This is a genomic window from Anaerozeibacter quisquiliarum, from assembly GCF_051162045.1.
Lineage (GTDB): Bacteria > Bacillota > Clostridia > Christensenellales > Aristaeellaceae > Anaerozeibacter > Anaerozeibacter quisquiliarum.
In genome coordinates this window covers 77,690-95,566 of sequence record NZ_JBISDI010000010.1, presented here as the reverse complement: position 1 = coordinate 95,566, position 17,877 = coordinate 77,690, and the positions used below count along the sequence as shown (strand labels likewise).

15 protein-coding genes are annotated in these 17,877 nt (G+C 65.1%); 6 read left to right on the top strand and 9 right to left on the bottom strand.

From position 1 onward, the window contains the following. Positions 1-127 precede the first annotated feature (127 nt). From ACH6CV_RS06255 to ACH6CV_RS06225, 7 genes are all read right to left on the bottom strand, one after another. On the bottom strand, positions 128-1,264 hold the full coding sequence (locus ACH6CV_RS06255; RefSeq protein WP_456357319.1) for a C39 family peptidase: 1,137 nt from the start codon (positions 1,262-1,264) through the stop codon (positions 128-130). A gap of 70 nt (positions 1,265-1,334) precedes the next feature. Then, on the bottom strand, positions 1,335-2,108 hold the full coding sequence (locus ACH6CV_RS06250) for a type III pantothenate kinase (RefSeq protein ID WP_456357318.1): 774 nt from the start codon (positions 2,106-2,108) through the stop codon (positions 1,335-1,337). Positions 2,109-2,119: 11 nt separating this feature from the next. Continuing rightward, positions 2,120-2,719: an ECF transporter S component gene (locus ACH6CV_RS06245; RefSeq protein WP_456357317.1), complete on the bottom strand. Its 600-nt coding sequence runs from the start codon at positions 2,717-2,719 to the stop codon at positions 2,120-2,122. A gap of 297 nt (positions 2,720-3,016) precedes the next feature. After that, entirely contained in the window at positions 3,017-3,880 is an 864-nt protein-coding gene (locus ACH6CV_RS06240) for an HAD family hydrolase (RefSeq protein ID WP_456357316.1), read from the bottom strand. 78 nt (positions 3,881-3,958) lie between these two features. Beyond that, positions 3,959-5,554 carry a peptidoglycan-binding protein gene (locus ACH6CV_RS06235; RefSeq protein WP_456357315.1) on the bottom strand — a complete coding sequence of 532 codons (1,596 nt, stop codon included), beginning with the start codon at positions 5,552-5,554 and terminating at the stop codon, positions 3,959-3,961. A 156-nt stretch (positions 5,555-5,710) separates the two neighbouring features. Then, positions 5,711-6,118, bottom strand: coding sequence for a hypothetical protein (locus tag ACH6CV_RS06230; RefSeq protein ID WP_456357314.1), 408 nt, complete (start codon positions 6,116-6,118; stop codon positions 5,711-5,713). A 138-nt stretch (positions 6,119-6,256) separates the two neighbouring features. Further along, a complete protein-coding gene (locus ACH6CV_RS06225; RefSeq protein WP_456357313.1) occupies positions 6,257-9,826 on the bottom strand; it encodes a DNA polymerase III subunit alpha in 3,570 nt (1,189 codons plus the stop codon). Between the two features lie 85 nt (positions 9,827-9,911). On the opposite strand from ACH6CV_RS06225, the gene ACH6CV_RS06220 reads away from it, so the two are divergent. From ACH6CV_RS06220 to recF, 6 genes are all read left to right on the top strand, one after another. Continuing rightward, the gene (locus ACH6CV_RS06220; protein WP_456357312.1) at positions 9,912-10,403 is read left to right on the top strand and encodes a ribonuclease domain-containing protein; all 492 of its coding nucleotides are present in this window, start codon (positions 9,912-9,914) and stop codon (positions 10,401-10,403) included. A gap of 1 nt (position 10,404) precedes the next feature. Next, entirely contained in the window at positions 10,405-10,689 is a 285-nt protein-coding gene (locus ACH6CV_RS06215) for a barstar family protein (protein WP_456357311.1), read from the top strand. A 44-nt stretch (positions 10,690-10,733) separates the two neighbouring features. Further along, positions 10,734-11,573, top strand: a complete 840-nt coding sequence (locus ACH6CV_RS06210) for a bacteriohemerythrin (protein ID WP_456357310.1) — start codon at positions 10,734-10,736, stop codon at positions 11,571-11,573. 104 nt (positions 11,574-11,677) lie between these two features. After that, positions 11,678-13,294, top strand: coding sequence for a peptide chain release factor 3 (locus ACH6CV_RS06205; protein WP_456357309.1), 1,617 nt, complete (start codon positions 11,678-11,680; stop codon positions 13,292-13,294). 19 nt (positions 13,295-13,313) lie between these two features. Continuing rightward, positions 13,314-15,137: a translational GTPase TypA gene (typA, locus tag ACH6CV_RS06200; protein ID WP_456357308.1), complete on the top strand. Its 1,824-nt coding sequence runs from the start codon at positions 13,314-13,316 to the stop codon at positions 15,135-15,137. Further along, the gene (gene recF, locus ACH6CV_RS06195; protein WP_456357307.1) at positions 15,137-16,234 is read left to right on the top strand and encodes a DNA replication/repair protein RecF; all 1,098 of its coding nucleotides are present in this window, start codon (positions 15,137-15,139) and stop codon (positions 16,232-16,234) included. Before typA ends, recF begins: the two co-directional genes overlap by 1 nt. Here recF and ACH6CV_RS06190 read toward each other — a convergent pair. Continuing rightward, positions 16,231-17,175 carry a peptidoglycan-binding domain-containing protein gene (locus ACH6CV_RS06190; protein ID WP_456357306.1) on the bottom strand — a complete coding sequence of 315 codons (945 nt, stop codon included), beginning with the start codon at positions 17,173-17,175 and terminating at the stop codon, positions 16,231-16,233. The genes recF and ACH6CV_RS06190 overlap by 4 nt on opposite strands. 103 nt (positions 17,176-17,278) lie before the next feature. Continuing rightward, entirely contained in the window at positions 17,279-17,764 is a 486-nt protein-coding gene (locus ACH6CV_RS06185; RefSeq protein WP_456357305.1) for a QueT transporter family protein, read from the bottom strand. Positions 17,765-17,877: the final 113 nt, after the last annotated feature.

Sequence of the window (17,877 nt, the reverse complement as noted above, 5' to 3'; positions counted from 1 at the left end):
CTCGCTAAAGGGGCGTCTTTGCCGGGGCGGGGGGGCGGCCTGTCGGCAGAACCAGATGAGGCCTCATCTGTACGGCCAACCGTCACCACTTCGCCTTCGAGCATCCCTTCAAGGAGGGGTGGGGATTCTATCCCAGCGTAATGCCCATGCCCGATCGGGTAGGTCGCTTCCAGATACCGGCCTTGGCCTTGACGGCCTTGCCCCCGTCCGCGCGGGTACACAGCATGAACGCCTCGCCCGCGCGGCTCTGCTCGACGAACAGCGCCGACGGATAGGCCTGGCGGCTGCGCTCGGGGCTGGCCGGGTCGTTGACCAGGATCAGGCCGTCCGCCGTCACACCGCGCAGCACCACGTAGTGGCCCCGCTCGGTGAATTCGCCCGGTCCCATGTTGGCGATAATCGGCGTGCCGGCGCGCAGCGTCTCGAGCAAGCCGTCCTCGTCCATGCGCCGCCACCTGCCCGCGACGCCGTGGCGCTTGGCCAGCTTGGCCAGTTGCCTGCGGCCGAGCCCGTCGCCGCGGTACATCCCGCGCTGGCAGGCCTCGCGCAGCAGCGTGTAGGGGGATTGTTCGGTGTCGCCGGTCAGGTAGGCGATCACCATCGACAGGCTTGTCGCGCCGCAACCCGACGTGCTCACCGAGCGCTTGACGCCGTTGTACACGCAGACCGCCTTGGTGTAATCCAGTTGGTACAACTGAGGGATGGGCATACCGCCTTCGCCCAGCACGATCCGCCCGGCCCACTGCCGCGCCTTTTTCTTGCTCTTGTCGAGCTTCTTCATCCCGCTGTTATCCACGCCCGGCACGTCCGACTCGCCGCCGTCGTCGGGCTTGCCCGGCCCCGTGCCATCGTCCGGCTGTTCGCCTTGCGCAGCGTCCGCCGGGGCCTTGCCGGTCAGGTACTTGGTGCGCACGAAGCCGCTCGTGCCGTCGAAGGAGGCCTTGCCCCAGCCCTCCTTGATCGCGCTCACGCTGAGCTTTGTGCCTTGGGGAATGGTCAGCAGCACCTGCGACGAGGTGGAACGCTTCTTGTACAGCTTGATCTCGCGCGTCGCGTAGCGCCGCTTGCCCCTGCCCTCGGGCGCGGGCGTCGGCTCGCCGGGCTCCGCCGGCCCTTCGGTCGGTTCGGCCGTCGGTTCAGCCGTTTCGACCGGCGCGGCCGTCTCGATCGGCGCAACCGGTGATTCTTGCGCATACACATGCGAAAACGGAGCGCCGCCCGCCGTCAGCCACAGCGCCAGGCACAGGCACGCGCTCCGTTTCAATCCGCCGCTCGGGCGATTTCGTCCATTCAATACTGACATGGGGATATTATAACCAGGCCAATCCATCTTGTCAAGTTTCCGTATTTTTGTCGTACACGATCCTAAGCCCCTTGAGCGTCAGCAGCCCGTCCAGCACGTCGATCGCGTCGGTCGCGCCCGACAGCAGAAGCGCCAGGCCGCCGGTCGCGATCACGCGGGCCGAGGGCGCGCCCAGTTCCTCCTTCATCTTGCGCACCAGGTAGTTCACCATGCCGACATGGCCGTACACGATGCCCGACTGCATGTTGGTGATCGTATTCTTCCCGATCACCGTCTCGGGGCGCATAAGCTCGAACCGGGGGAGCTTGGCGGTCTGCTCCACCAGCGCCTCGCTCGACATCTTAATGCCCGGGCAGATCGCGCCGCCCAGGAATTCGCCCTTCTCGTTGACGACGCCGAACGAAGTGGCGGTGCCGAAGTCGATGAAGATGCAGGGCCCGCCGTAGATGTGGTAGGCCGCGACCGCGTTGGCGATGCGGTCGCTGCCCAACTCCCGCGCGTTCTCGTACTTGATGTTGATACCGGTCTTGATCCCCGGCCCCACCATCATGGGCGCGCGGCCCAGGTAGTTGCGGCACATGTGGTCGATCGTAAAGTTGATCGTGGGCACGACCGAGCTCATCACGATGCCGGTGACGTCGTTCATCCGCCTGCCGCCGAAGGTAAACAAGTTGTTGAGCAGCATGCCGTATTCGTCGGAGGACATGCTGCGGTTGGTGGAAATGCGCCAGTAATTGAGCAACTCCTCGCCCTCGAACAGGGCGGTCTTGATGTTGGTGTTGCCGATATCGAGCGTCAGGATCATGCGGTCTTCTCCTACTCTTGTTTCTTTCCTGCCTTCCTCAGCGCGCCGACAATCGGCGTGACCAGGAGCGCCGCCACCGCCGCCTCGCTGATGCCGGCGGTCGCCGCCACACCGGCGATCAACCCGAGCACCGGCTGGGCGTCGATCCCGGCGGCGATGTAGAACAGGAGCATCAGCCCCAGGTACAGAACCGTGTTGGTGAGCGACCCCGCCGCCGCCGCGAACGGCAGCGCCCTGGTCGAGCATTCCCGCCCCTTTGCGCCCAGGCGGTACACAAGATGCGCCACCACCGGCACCGCCAGGCGCGGCACGACGCACATCGCAACCGCCAGCGCCGGATTGCGCTGCGCCAGCGCCAGGGCCAGCGCGGACGGCGCGGTCATCGACAGGCCGAACGCGCTGAGGGTGCTGGCGATGCCGAAGCACGCGCCCAGGATCAGTCCGCTCTTGAGCCCCAGCAGCAGCGTGCCCGCCACCACCGGCACGCACAGGATGGTGACGTTGATGAACCCGAGCGGTATGAGCCCGAGCGGCGTCATGCCCAGCAGGAAGATAACTGCGGCAAAGGCGGCGGTGAACGTCAGGTGAAAGGTCTTGGAATGGTTGTTCATAAGCATACCTCCGTTCGGGTTCGCCAGGTAGCCGCCGGTTTATTCGGACGTCGGTTGGCGGGAGGATTTTTCGTCCGATCGTTTCTGCAGAACCCGACCGCGCAGCCGCGCTGCGCCGAGGGGGTTGCGGGAATGAGCGGGCGGAAAAGCATCCGCCAGGCGGCGTCAGAATGAATCGGCAACTGCCGTAGGATACCCGACGTAATTGGGGGAACGGAAAGGGCGCCCGCCGGATGGGTTCGGTTCCTTTTCAGGATATCGACCCCGGCAAAGTCATTATAGAAGAGCGGGGCGGCGCTATATATCGCGTTCTTGTAAATTTCCAGCACGCTCCATCTGCGCTTCGTGGATTACGCTCAGATCGTGCCGCGCCCGGATCTGGCGGAAGATCAGCTCGACCGTGCGCTCGAGCTCGCCGCCCTTGCGGTAGTCGGCCGGCAGCGCGAAGTCGGCCCGGCACTGCGTCAGCATGTCGTCGGCCAGCGCCCGGTCGCCCGGCGCGTAGACCACGACCGAGGTTCCGCCCTTTTGGCGGGTCATCTTCATGCAGGGCACGTCGGTCAGCCCGTCGCCCACGTAGATCATGTTGGGAAACGGCACGCGGCGCATCTCCTCGGGCGTGAAGTCGTTGAGGTCGCGGTCGTTGGTCACGTCGAGCAAGCCCTTGTTGATGCGGAACAGGTATTGCGTCTTGTTGGTGTAGTTGACCGCGGTGGCCGGCCAGACCGCCTCGCCGTCCGGCCCGTACACATAGGAGGCGGCGAACACCGCCTTGAACGCGCCGGCGATCCGCGTGCCGTCGATGATCTCTTTGAGCCCGGACGAGATGATGTAGTGTTCGACCTCGACGCCGATCTCGCGACCCATTTCTACGGTGCGCGCGAACCAGTCCTCGACGCCCGGGAAGAACTCGATGCCTTTTCCCAGCTTGCCGAGCGCCTCGCGGGTCAGCGCCAGGCGGCCGAGCGCCACCTGGCGCATGCGGTACATGTAGGCCAGCACACCGTCCATCCTGTCCGCGACCGCGGCCTGACGGCAGGACGCCCAGAAATCGTCGGGCGACACGCCGAGCCCCGGCAGGAAGCCGTACTCCTGCATGTCCTTGGGCGAGAGCGTATGGTCAAAATCATAGATCAACGCGGCGATGGGGATGTCGCGCATAAGATGCAGCTCCTTTCGAAGAGAAATGAAGAGGCAGGGACGGGCGCGTGCGCGCCCGTCCCCGTCGCTTCGTCGATTTTACTTGGGTTGGCCTTCGTCCGCCTGTGGCGCGGCGGTCTCCGACGCGCCGTCGGGGTTGGCCGGCTTGGTCACGCTGTCGGGCGCGCCCACCACCTGCGCCCCCGGCGTAAACCTGGGCGCGTCGTCCGAGAACAGTTTCTCCTGCATCTCCGGCGAGGCGATGCCGTCGCCTTCCATGCCGACCGCCGGCTGGAAACGTTTGACCGCGATCATGGTGTTGCTGCCGTAGACGCCGTCGATGACGGCGCCGTACCAGCCCAGTTCGGACAGGCGCTGCTGCAGCTTCTTGACCGCGGGGCCCTTGTCCTTGCGCTTGAGGCGCTGGTAGGGCGCGGGCGTCTCGGCGGGCTGCTGCTGCGCGGGCTCGGGCGTGGCCTCGACCGCCTTGACGCCGCTCTCCGCCGCGCGGAGGTCCTCGAGCGCAACCGCGCTCTCGATGCGCCGGATGGCGTTGTCGATGACGCCCCACTGCTCGGCCGACGCCGCCTTCTGCTCGGCCTGCGTCTGCGAGTCGGTTGCCAGCGCCGCCAACGCGTCGGTGGCCACCGCCGTGCCGACGGCGTTTTGAATGCTCGCGAGCGCCTCGATGAACTCGCCGTCATGCTCCATCGGCGCGGCCGACTTGAGCGCGCGCACCTCCTCGAGGTCGGCGGCCAGTCGGCTTTGCGCTTGAGCCGCGGTGGGGTCGGACTTGAACAGGTTGATGATGCCGGCGCGGTATTCGAGCGTGGCGCGCGTCTTGATAAGCGTCAGGCCCGTGTCGTACAGGTCCTTGCTGACGCCCTCGATCGGCGAGCGCGGCTGGGTGCTTTGGGCCAGATAGATCAGCCCGCTCGCGATCAGCACCACGATCGCGGCCACCGCCATGCCGCGCATGACCCACTTGCGTACGGGGCTGGTCGGGCGCAGCGCCCGATCCTTGTCCCGGTTGAGCTTTTCCAGCAGTTCAGCCCCGTCGCCGGACGTGGCGACCTCCGCGGTCTCCTCGGTGTCGTCCTCGTCGCGCTTCTTGCGCCCCTTGTTCTTGAGCGCCTCCATGCGCTCGATGTAGCCCGCGACCGCAGGGCTGATGCCGGCCTTGCGGATGGGCTTGGGCGGCTGGACGCGCAGATCCAGCTCGCGCGCCAGAATACGCTGCGCCTCCTCGGTCGGCGGCGCGTCCTCAGGCACCGCCGTCAGCTTGCCCAGCGATTCCAACTGATGCGCGTCGGGCTGCCCTTGGGCGAGCTTGAGCCCCGGGAAGGGCTGCACATTGTCTCCGTCCTCCGGCGCGGCCTGGGCCGCCCCCTCGGAGGCCGGCTCATCCCGCCCGTCCTCGTCCTCGTCTTCTTCGGCCGGCTGCGCGTTGTCCACCGCCAGCACCGGACGGTAGGCGGTGCGCGAGTACACATCCTCGCCGGCATCGCCTTCGCCCATATAGCTGGTCTTGGTGTAGGGCGCGTAGCGCCGCGGTTCGCCTTCGCTCTTCTGTGGCAGGTAACGCGGCTGCACCGAGGTATGGCCGCTCATGCGACTCTCGCCCAGCGGGACGCCGCAATGCGGGCAGTTGTCCGCCGCGGGGTCCAGCGTCTTGCCACAATGGCTGCAAAACATAATTCAACCTCCTGAATGGAGTGCTTGGCATCCCAAGTATCATGATTTTATACGAAATTGCCCATTACGTCAAGCGAAACCGCCCAAAATGGCCTAAATTGGGGGGATTACGGGCCGGAAAAACGCCGAACAGGCCGCCGCGTCCCTAAAATCTGGCTATCCCATCGGGTTGGCGGGCACCACCCCGTCGCCCGGCGCTTCGGCGTCCGGCTCCTGCGCGTCCTGCTGCGGGGCGCCCTGCGCGTCCTGCTGCGCGCCTTGCGGGGCCTGCGGGGCCTGCTCGGCGCTCTGGGCGTCGCCGTAGGTATAGGTCACCGGAACCGGCGGCGGGGCGTAATTGGCCCGCTCGCGCCAGCCGATCAGCAGCGTCATGCCCGCGACCATGCAGGCCAGGCTGATCGAGGAAATCCATAGCTTGCCCCGCAGCGGGCAGCGCACCTTCCCCCACAGCAGCACGAGCCCCAGCGGCGGCATCAGCACGCACAGCAGCATGGCCGTAATCATCGCGCGGCTGGGTTTGCGGCGGACCGGCACCTTAAAATTCGGAACGTATGTGTCGCGCATGGGTATCCCTCCGGATGGACTGGCCTCGTTCGTTTCACAGATCGCAGTAATTTATGAAGATACTATAACATATTCGCATGCACATCACAAGAGGGGCGCGGCGGACGCCCCCACTCCCCTCTCTCAAGGGGAATGGGGCTACCGAAGCACCACCGAGCCCTCGCCCAGCAGCGTCACGAGCCCCGCCCGGTCGAAGTCTTCGCCCACCCACAGATTGCGGGGCGCGTTTTCGCGCCGTTTGTCCGGGCCGATCGCGAACACCACGCGGATCAGGCCGGGCGTGGGCATCAGCAGCCGAGCCGCCTGCTCGCGCTGCGCCGCGTCCGCAAGCCGCAGGTACAGCCGGCGCGGGTCGGGCCCGGCGCTTCCGCGCACAAACGGGCGCGACCTAAGCTTTGCGGGCAGGTCGGATTCGTCGGCCGGTTCCTCCGCGGCATCCCTCCGGGGAGGGGCATTGGAACCCATCGCGTCGGCCCCCATCGCATCCGCGTCCAGCGCCCGCACCCCGTCCAGCAGCAGCTTGGGTGCTTCGTCCTCCCTGACCGACAGCTTTCCGGTCATCACCACCGCGCGGCCCGGCTCGAGCTGCTGCCCCAGGCGCTCGTACACGCGCGGGAACACCAGCGCCTCGGTCACGCCGTACAGATCCTCGAGCTGCACGAACGCCATCATCGCGCCCGATCGGGTGGCCTTGAGCCGCTTATCAATAATCAGCCCGCCCATCGCCACCTGCCGCCCGTCCATCGATAGCCCGTGGTCGGGTTCTTCGGAAAGATCGGTAAGCTTTTGGCGGTTGAACGGCAGCTTCGCCAATTGTTCGGCGTACTCGTCGAGCGGATGGCCGGAGATGTACACGCCGGTCATCTCGCGCTCCATCGAAAGCAGCCGCCGCCAGTTGAATTCCTCGACGTTCGGCATCGGCGGCCTGGGCGGTTCGACCGCCAAGCCCAGCTCCCCGCCGAACAGCGACATCTGCCCTTCGAGCCTGGACTTGCGCGCGCGGGCCGCCCCGTCCATCGCCTTCTCGTAGACGGCCGTCTTCTGCGCGCGGAGGCCGGGCAGGCTGTCGGTCGCGCCCGCCATGATCAGGCTCTCGATCACCTTCTTGTTGACCGCGCCCTCACCCAGCCGTTCGATCAGGTCGAACAAATCCTTATAACCCCCGCCGCGCGCCCGCTCGTCCACGATCTCGCGGATCGCGCCGCGCCCCACGTTCTTGACCGCGCCCAGCCCGAACCGGATCGCCGGGCCGTCCACGGTGAAGCGCTCCTGCGAGCGGTTGACGTCGGGCGGCAGCACGGAAATGCCGTGCTTGCGGCAGTACATGATGTAATAGCCCACCTTGTCGGCGTTGCCGGTCACCGAGTTCATCAGCGCCGCCATAAATTCGACCGGGTGGTGGGCCTTGAGCCAGGCGGTCTGCGCGGCTACCACGCCGTAGGCGGCGGCGTGCGATTTGTTGAAAGCGTAGCTGGCGAAAGCCGTCATGTCCTCGAACAGCCGCTCGGCCACGGTCTCGGGCACGCCGCGCCGCACCGCGCCCGGCACCTCGACGGTGCCGTCCTCGCTCAGCTTGCCGTGGATGAAGTATTCCTTCTCCTTGGCCATCACGTCGTGCTTCTTCTTGGACATCGCGCGCCGCACCAGGTCGCTGCGGCCCATCGAGTAGCCGGCGAGGTCCCGCACGATCTGCATCACCTGCTCCTGGTACACCATGCAGCCGTAGGTGACGTCCAGGATCGGCGCGAGCGAGGGGTCGAGGTATTTCACGGACGCGGGGTCGTGCTTGCCCGCGATGTAGCGCGGAATCGACTCCATCGGGCCGGGCCGGTACAGCGATATGCCGGCGATGATGTCCTCGAAGCAATTCGGCTTCATGGCCATCAGGAAGCTGCGCATGCCGCTCGATTCCAATTGGAAGACGCCGTCGGTGTCGCCCGAGGAGATCATCCTGTAGATCGCCGGATCGTCGAGCGGTATGTCCTCGGGCGCAAGGCGCGGCCCGCCGCCTTCCGCGATCATCTTCAGGCTGTCGCCGATCACGGTCAGCGTCCGAAGGCCCAGGAAGTCCATCTTGAGCAACCCCAGCGCCTCGAGCGTGCCCATTGGGAACTGGGTGGTGACCACCTCGTCGTTGGTCTGCAACGGCACGTAGTCGCTGACCGGGCGCGCGGTAATCAGCACGCCGGCGGCATGGGTGGAGGCGTGGCGCGGCATGCCCTCGAGCTTCATCGCGGTGTCGATCAGCTTGCGCACGCGCTCGTCGCCGTCGTAGGCCGAGCGCAGCTCGGCGCTTCCGCCCAGCGCCTTGTTCAACGTCATGTCCAGCGCGAACGGCACCATCTTGGCGACCGCGTCCACCTCCTGATAGCTCATGTCCAGCACCCGGCCCACGTCGCGGATCGCCGCCTTGGCCGCCATCGTGCCGAAGGTGATGATCTGCGCCACATGGTCGGCCCCGTAGCGCCGCGCCACGTAGTCGATCACCTCGCCCCGGCGCTCGTAGTCGAAGTCGATGTCGAGGTCGGGCATCGAGATGCGCTCGGGGTTCAAGAAGCGCTCGAACAGCAGGTTGTACTTGAGCGGGTCGACGCTGGTGATTGACAGGCTGTAGGCCACGATCGAGCCCGCGCCGCTGCCCCGGCCCGGCCCGACCAGGATCCCGTTGTCCTTGGCGTACTTGATAAAATCCCACACGATCAAAAAGTAATCGACGAAGCCCATCGACTCGATCACGCCGAGTTCGTAGTCGAGCCGCGCTTGCGCTTCCGGCGCGTCCGTGCCATAAAGCCTTTCAAGCCCCTCGCGGCACAGCGCGCGCAAAAGCAAGGCCGCGTCCTGACCCGGCTCGAGCGGGTACCTGGGCAGATGCCGCGCGCCGAAGTCGAAGTCCACCCGGCAGCGCTCGGCGATTTTGACCGTGTTGTCGAATGCGTCGTCGAACTGCGGGAACAGGGCGCGCATCTCCTCCTCGCTCTTGACGTAGAGCTGGTCGGTCTCGATGCGCATGCGGTTCTCGTCCGACAGCGTCTTGCCGGTCTGGATGCACATCAGCACTTCCTGCGCCTCGGCGTCGCCCGCCTCCAGGTAGTGGCAGTCGTTGGAAACGACCAGCGGCAGATCCATCGACCGGGCCAGCCTGACCAGCCTCGGCAACACCCGCTTCTCCTCGGGGATGCCGTGATCCATCAATTCGATGAAGAAGTTGCCATCGCCGAAGATCGCGCGGTAGCGCTCGGCGATCTCGCGCGCTTCCTGCTCGCGCCCGTCGAGCAGCAGCGCCGGCACTTCGCCCGACAGGCAGGCCGACAGCGCGATCAGCCCCTCGCTGTAACGCTCAAGCAGCGCGTAATCGACGCGAGGCCGGTAGTAGAAACCGCGCAAAAAACCCTCGCTGACCAGCCTGACCAGGTTGTTGTAGCCGGTCTGGTTCTCGCACAGCAACACCAGGTGCCCGTAATCGCGCGCGGCGCTGCGCTTATCCTCCATGTCGGGGCAGACGTACACCTCGCAGCCGATGATCGGGTGGATGCCGCGCTTCTTTGCGGCCTGGTAGAACTCCACCACCCCATACATCGCGCCGTGGTCGGTGATCGCGCAGGCCGTCTGGCCGAGCGATTCCAGCCGATCCATCAGAGGGTCGATCATGCACGCGCCGTCGAGCAGGCTGTACTGGCTGTGCAGGTGCAGGTGGACGAAATTGCTCATGACTGGGCCTCCCGGTATCCTTTTGTTTGAAATATTATATCACATATGATACAATGGCGCAAAAGCGCCGATCGGAGACTTCTGTATGAAAAGATTCGCGCACTGGATCGCAATCGCTTTTCTGGTGGCGGCGGTGCTGCTCGGGCAGCAATTCGGCCTGCTGAAAGGGGAAAAGCTCGAGCCCAAGCGGCTTGGCGACCTGTTTCAGTCCGAGGAAACGCCGCCCGCACAGGCGATCGACGAGGACGGCCGCTACGACGCCAAGGACGAGGTGGCGCTGTACATAAACACCTACGGCCGCCTGCCGGGCAACTACATCACCAAGGCGCAGGCCGCGAAGCTCGGCTTCGACAACCGCCAAACGACGCTCGATCAGGTGGCGCCCGGCCAATCGATCGGCGGCGACCGCTTCGGCAACTACGAGGGCCTGCTGCCCGCCGCGCCCGGACGGACGTGGCGCGAATGCGACATCGACTACCGCGGCGGGACGCGCGGGGCCAAGCGCATCGTGTTCTCAAGCGACGGCCTGATCTACTATACCGCCGACCACTACAAGACTTTTGAGAGGCTCAACTGATATGCGCTACCTGTGCCTGAACCCCCGCGCGCTGGCAGACGTGCGGCAGATGCACGCCCATTTGCGGGACGAGCTTGATTTCCCGCCCCATTACGGCATGAACCTGGACGCGCTGTACGACGAGCTGACCGTCCTCGGCGCGCCCACCTCGATCCTGTGCCTGCAATACGAACAGCACGGCGCGCCCCTCTACCCCCACGCCGAGCCGTTCTACCGCGTCATTCAAGACGCCGCCGAGGCAAATCCCCATCTGCGCGTCGATTGCGTGACGCTGCCCGGGGCATAGGTCATTGACGAAACAACGGCAGCAATAGAAAGGATAAACGGCATATGTGGAAAGAGAGCTATCAAATCGGCGTGGACAGCATCGATACGCAGCACAAGGCGCTCTTTGAGATGGTTGAAAAGCTGATGAACATCGTAGGCGGCGAGCAATGGGACGAGGCCAGGGCCGAAAGCGTCCGCGCGGTGGCCTTCCTGAAGGGGTACGTGGTGAACCACTTCGCGGACGAGGAAGCCTACCAGCTGAAGATCGGATACAAGGACCGCGAGGCGCACAGGCGGATTCATCAGGGGTTTGTGCGAACCGTCCTGGAAGCCGAGCGCAGGATGGCGGAGTCGGATTTTGCCCAGCCGGTGCTGAAGCAGTTTGTGGGCACGCTGACCACCTGGCTGATCTACCACGTCGCCGGCGAAGACCGAAAGTATGTCGATCTCGTAAAACCCAAGGCGCCGTCACAGGCCAAAACCTATCAGGAGAGCTTCGCCGAAAGCATGCGGAGCGTGTTTGCCACGCTGACCGGCGCGCAGGTCGTCGGCGTGGAACAGGGCCTGCCCGCGTCGGACGATGGGCTGTACGTCAATGTGGGGCTTCTGGGTCGGCGCGAGGGGAACGCCACGTTTGTCTTCCCCCGCGAAACGGCATTCTCGATCATCCGGGCCATGACCTTTATGGATGTGGACACCGTCGATGAAATGGTGGAGTCCGCGCTGTGCGAGGTATCCAACATCATCAGCGGAAACGCCGCCTCGGTGCTGGCGGACGCAGGCATCGAATGCGACATCACCACCCCCGATTTTGGCGAGCAGTTCAAGCCCCGCAATGCGGACCGCTCGCTCCGGTTCCTGACCGGCTTGGGCGACATCGGCGTGTCCGTCGAGCTGCGGTAACGCTCCGCGAATTAATCAAAAATAACGATCCCTCCCTAGACAAACCTTCTTCTTAAGCGATAAAATAAAGTTTGGCTTTTACGCTTACTAGGAGGTTCCCTTATATGCAGCATCCCGAGCTCAAGCGCGAGACCGAGCGGCGGCGCACGTTCGCCATCATATCGCACCCCGACGCGGGCAAGACCACGCTGACGGAGAAGCTGCTGCTCTACGGCGGCGCGATCCGGCAGGCCGGCTCGGTCAAGGCGCGCAAGGCTTCGCGCCACGCCACCAGCGACTGGATGGAGATCGAGAAGCAGCGCGGCATCTCGGTCACCTCGTCGGCGATGCAGTTCGATTTCGACGGCTACCGCATCAACATCCTGGACACGCCCGGACACCAGGATTTTTCCGAGGACACCTACCGCACGCTGGTCGCCGCCGATTCGGCCTGCATGCTGATCGACTGCGCCAAGGGCGTCGAGGAGCAGACGGTCAAACTGTTCAAGGTGTGCCGGCTGCGCTCGATTCCGATCTTCACCTTTGTCAACAAGCTCGACCGCGCCGGCAAGGATCCGTTCGAGCTGATGGAGGAGCTCGAGCGGGTGCTGGGCATACGCTCCTGTCCGGTCAACTGGCCGATCGGCGTGCACGGCGATTTCAAGGGCGTGTACCACCGCGACACCCGCGAGGTCGAATTATACCAGGGCGGCGACCACGGGCAGCGGCAAGTGGACGTGCGCACCATCGCGCTCGACGACCCGGCGCTCAGGGAGGCGCTCGGCAAGGGCTACCACGACAAGCTGATCGAAGACATCGAGCTGCTCGACGTGGCGGGCGACCCGTTCGACCTCGAGCAGATCCTGAACGGCCAGCTGACGCCCATGTTCTTCGGCTCGGCCGTGAGCAACTTCGGCGTCGAACCGTTCCTCAAGCGCTTCCTGCGCTACACCAAGTCGCCCACGCCCCGCGTGTCGGACGCGGGCACGATCGAGCCGACCGACGACAAATTCACCGCCTTCGTGTTCAAGATCCAGGCCAACATGAACCCGGCGCACCGCGACCGGCTGGCGTTCCTGCGCGTGTGCTCGGGCGTGTTCGAAAAGGGCATGGATGCCTGGCACTCGTCCTCCGGCAAAGAGATCGCGCTCAAGCAGCCCCAGCAGTTCATGGCGCAGGAGCACGAGTCGGTCGAGACCGCCTATCCGGGCGATATCATCGGCCTGTTCGACCCCGGCATCTTCCGGCTGGGCGACACGCTGTGCACCGGCAAGCCGGTGCGCTACGGAGGGATACCGCTGTTCGCGCCCGAGTTCTTCTGCCGGGTCAGTCCGGTCGATTCGATGAAGCGCAAGCAGTTCCTCAAGGGCGTCGCGCAGCTGTCGCAGGAGGGCGCGATCCAGACCTTCAAGCGCCCGAACATCGGCCGCGAGGAGATGATCGCGGGCGTGGTGGGCATATTGCAAATGGATGTGCTCGAGTACCGGCTTAAGGCCGAGTACGGCGTCGAGATTGCGCGCGAGGACCTGCCGTTCCGCCTCGTGCGCTGGGTGAGCGAAACGCCCAAGCCGCCGAACCGGCTGCGGCTGACCAGCACCACCCACATCGCCATCGACCAGTCGGGCCGGGACGTGCTGCTGTTTGAAAACGAGTGGAGCATACGGCTGGCGATGGAAAACAACGAGGGCCTGAAACTCATGGAAACCGCCGACCGCGTCGAGGCCGACGCATTCGTCGTCTGATAAAAAAGGAGACTTGTATTTGAACATTACGCGAAACGACATCCGGAACATCGCGATCATCGCCCACGTAGACCACGGCAAGACCACGCTGGTCGACGAGATGCTCAAGCAAGGCGGCGTGTTCCGTCAAAATCAACAGGTGGCCGATCGGGTCATGGATTCGGGCGACATCGAGCGCGAGCGCGGCATCACGATCTTGGCCAAGAACACCGCCGTGCACTATGAGGGCGTTAAGATCAACATCGTCGACACCCCCGGCCACGCCGACTTCTCGGGCGAGGTGGAGCGGGTGCTCAAGATGGTGGGCGGCGTGGTGCTGCTGGTGGACGCGTTCGAGGGCCCGATGCCGCAGACCCGGTTCGTGCTCAAGAAGGCGCTCGAGCTCGAGCTTAAGGTCATCATCTGCGTCAACAAGGTGGATCGCGGCGACGCGCGCCCCGTCGAGGTGGTGGATGAGACGCTGGAGTTGCTGCTTGAGCTCGACGCCACCAACGAGCAGCTCGACAGCCCGGTGGTGTTCGCCTCCGGGCGCGACGGCACCGCCACGCTCGATTGGCAAAAGCCCGGAGCGGACTTGCGGCCGCTGTTCGACGCGATTCTCCGCCACATCCCCGCGCCTGCGGGCGACCCGGACGCGCCGCTGCAGCTCTTAATCTCCACGCTCGACTACAACGACTACGTCGGGCGCATCGGCATCGGGCGCATCGAGCGCGGCAGCATCCACTCGGCGCAAATGGCCGTCACCTGCAACCATCTGAACGACCAGATTTCCGCGCCCACGCGGCTGACCGGGCTGTTCTCCTTCGACGGGCTCAAGCGCGTGCCCTGCGAGTCGGCCGAGGTGGGCGACATCGTGGCGGTGACCGGTTTCGACGATCTGGCAATCGGCGATACGCTGTGCGCGCCGGGTTCCGTCGAGCCGTTGCCGTTCGTGCAGATCGACGAGCCGACGGTGGCCATGACCTTCTGCGTCAACGACGGCCCGTTTGCCGGCACCGAAGGGCAGTACGTCACCTCGCGCCACCTGCGCGCGCGCCTCTTCAAGGAGACGCAGACCGACGTGTCGCTGCGCGTCGAGGATTTGGGCAGCACCGACGCCTTTAAGGTATTGGGCCGGGGCGAGCTGCATTTGTCGATCTTGATCGAGACCATGCGCCGCCAGGGCTACGAATTCGCCGTGACCAAGCCGACGGTGCTCTATAAAGAGGTGGACGGCGTTTTGCACGAGCCGATGGAGCGGCTGGTTTGCGACGTGCCCAGCGGATACGTGGGCGCGGTGATCGAAAAGCTGGGCCGGCGGTACGGTACCCTGCTGTCGCTCAGCGGCGTCGAGCGCACGCGCCTGGAATTCTCGATCCCGGCGCGCGGGCTGTTCGGCTACCGCTCGGAATTTTTGACCGACACGCGCGGCGAGGGCGTGATGAGCGCGGTGTTCGACGGCTACGCGCCCGCCAAGGGCGACATCCCCTCGCGCGTCTCGGGCTCGCTCGTGGCCTCGGAGACCGGCGACGTGGCGGCCTACGCGCTTTTCTACATCCAGGAGCGCGGCATGCTGTTCGTGAGCCCCGGTGACCGCGTGTACAGCGGCATGGTGGTGGGTGAGAATTCCCGCCCCGGCGACATCGACGTCAACGTGTGCAAGAAAAAGCACCTGACCTCGATGCGCAACAGCGCGGGCGCGGAAGACGTGTACCGCGCCACCAGCGTGCGCATCCCCACGCTCGAGGAATCGCTGGAGTTCATCGGCGACGACGAGCTGGTCGAGATAACGCCGAAATCGATCCGCATGCGCAAACGCGTGCTGGACGGCGAACGCCGCCGCAAGCTCGCGAGCCGCAAATAATGAAAGCTCTCCATCTTAAACTGCATGATTTTCGCAACTACGCCCGCGCCGAGCTCAGCCCGGCCGCGGGCATCACCGCGCTCACCGGCGACAACGCGCAGGGCAAGACCGCGCTGCTCGAAGCGCTGTACCTGTGCTGCACCGGGCGCTCGCACCGCACAGCGCGCGACCGCGATCTGATCCGCTGGGGCCAGCCGCTCACGCGCGTTACGGTCGTAACCCAGCAGGGCGACGGCAGCCACGAGGTCGAGATCACCCTGCCCGAGGCCGCGCGCAAGCAGGTGAAGGTCAACGGCACGGCAATCGCTCGCTCGGGCGAGCTGATGGGGCATGTGTGCGGCGTGCTGTTCTCGCCCGAGGACCTGGCGCTGGTCAAGGCGGGCCCGGCCGAGCGGCGGCGCTTCATCGACATGGAACTGTCGCAAATCCGCCCGGCCTACTATTACGCGCTGCAACGCTACCAGCGCGCGCTGACCCAGCGCGGGCGGCTGCTGCGCGACGCATTCAAAGATGAGTCGCTGCTCAAAACCCTGCCCAGCTGGGACGAGCAGCTGGCGTCTTCGGGCGCGTCGATCATCGAGTACCGGCGCGCGTTCGTCGAAAAGCTGGCCGCGCACGCCGGGCGCGTGCATGCCGGGCTGTCGGGCGGCCGGGAGGCGTTGGACGTGCGCTATGCCTGTTCGATCGGTTCGGACGAGTCGGGCGCGGCGCTTGCGCAGGCGCTCTACATCGCGTTCGACCGCGCGCGCGCATCGGATTTGGCGCGCGGCATTACCTCGGTCGGCCCCCACCGAGACGACCTCGCGCTCACGCTGAACGCTGTGGATGCGCGCGCCTTCGGCTCACAGGGCCAGCAGCGCTCCTGCGCGCTGTCGCTCAAATTGGCGGAGCTTAAGGTCATGCACGAGGAAACCGGCGAGCACCCGATCTTGATGCTCGACGACGTGCTCAGCGAGCTCGACCCTTCGCGCCGCCGGCAACTGCTGCACGCGCTCGGCGACGTGCAAACGCTGATTACCTGCACCGACCCTGCGGACCTGGCCGGAGCGGAGGTTTCGGAACTGCTGAAAATTGAGCATGGAACGATCTGCGATTAGCCGTTGAAATACCGACTGACCTTGTCCACATTGACCTGATGCTGCGGGTTGCCGCGCTCGGTGCCGTGGGTGATGCTGCCCTTGAGGTGGATGCAGAACTGGCCGTTGAAGTTGTTGGTCTTGCTGATCTCGGCCCCGTGCGGCATGCCGTTCATCGCGGCGGCGTAGTAGCGCCCGCGCGCGACCAGCAGGATCGGTCGGCTGTCCCACGACCAGGCCCCGCCGTAAACCTTCTTGAGCCGCGCGGTGTCGCCGGCGGTCTTGGGTTCGACGTCCAGGTGGTTGTGCCCGCCCACGCGCCGGATGTTGATGCGCTTGCCCGTCGTGAGATCGACGATCCTGGCCGTCCCGCGCCGGCGGAACGCCCATTCGATGCCGCTGCGGCCCCAGGCGGCGTCCGACACCTTGGGCATCTTGCGCGCGCCCTTCGAAAAGATCTTCCGAACCGTGGATGCATTGGCCTTGCCGCTGACGGACAGAGCGTTTATCATTTGAAACACGCGGATGGCCTTCTCGGTGGCTGCGTTCATGCTGCCGGTCGCGGACGAGGCCTTCAAGTATCCCTTTGCGGCCAGCCGCTTCTGCATACGCAGACAGTTGTTCTTCGGCGATTTCTTTTGCGGTTTTTGCTTCTTCCCCCGGCTGGCCGGCGTCTTTTCGTGCTTCGCGCCGGTCTTTGCCAGTTTGTCCTTGGCGATGTAGCCGCCGCCGACCAGCCGCGCCCACTTGCCCTTGGTTCCGGCAACGCTGACCTTGCCGCCCTTGCGCACCGTCTTTAGCGCCTTGCTCCGCTTGTCGGCCTTGGCATATATCTTGGCGTCCGCCTTGAGCAGCGCCGTGACTGAGGCCAGCGCCGGCATCCCGGCGCACAGCATCATCAACGCGCACACACAGGCGCACGCCGCCTTGATCCGTTGGATGAATGGATTACGAATGCGCACGATCCATACCTCCGCCTCGTATTGGTTCACCAACGCCATTATATTACAAAACTATTTCAATATCAAGCCCTTTCTAAATATTCAGCCGTAAATATTACAAATGTTATATCTTGGGGAAATCGACCTTCCTGAGCGCCCACAGCAGCGGCAGGCCCAGCGCGTAGCACGCGCCCAGTTGCCCCAGCCCCACCCACATGGCGTTGAGCAGGAACGGGGTGTTGTAGGACAGCGAGAGCACGAGGCCCACCACCAGCATGTTGACGGCGACCGGCGGCAGCGCGGCAAGCACTGGCCGCGCGCGCAGCCGGCGGGTCAGCAGCGCCGCGATCAGCGTGGCAAGCGAGCCGAAGATGACGTCGAGCGCGGTCGCGCCGCCCAGCAGGTTGGCGGTCAGGCAGCCGACGAACAGCCCCGGCACCGCGGCCGGCGTGAGCACCGGCAGGATCGTAAGCGCTTCGGACACGCGCAGCTGGAAATTGCCCTGAAAGCCCGAGATCGGCGCGAGCAGCAACGCGACCGCCGCGTAGATGGCCGCGATCACCGCGGCCTGAGTGAGCATGCGGGGGGTAAAGAACGATTTCATGTCCATGGAGATTCCTTCCTTCTCTAAAAATTACGAGGGCGGCACACGCCGCCCTCAAAAATCGGGGCGCTGGTGAAGCGCCCCGACATACCGTGTCGCCACGGCAAACCTGGTTTTGT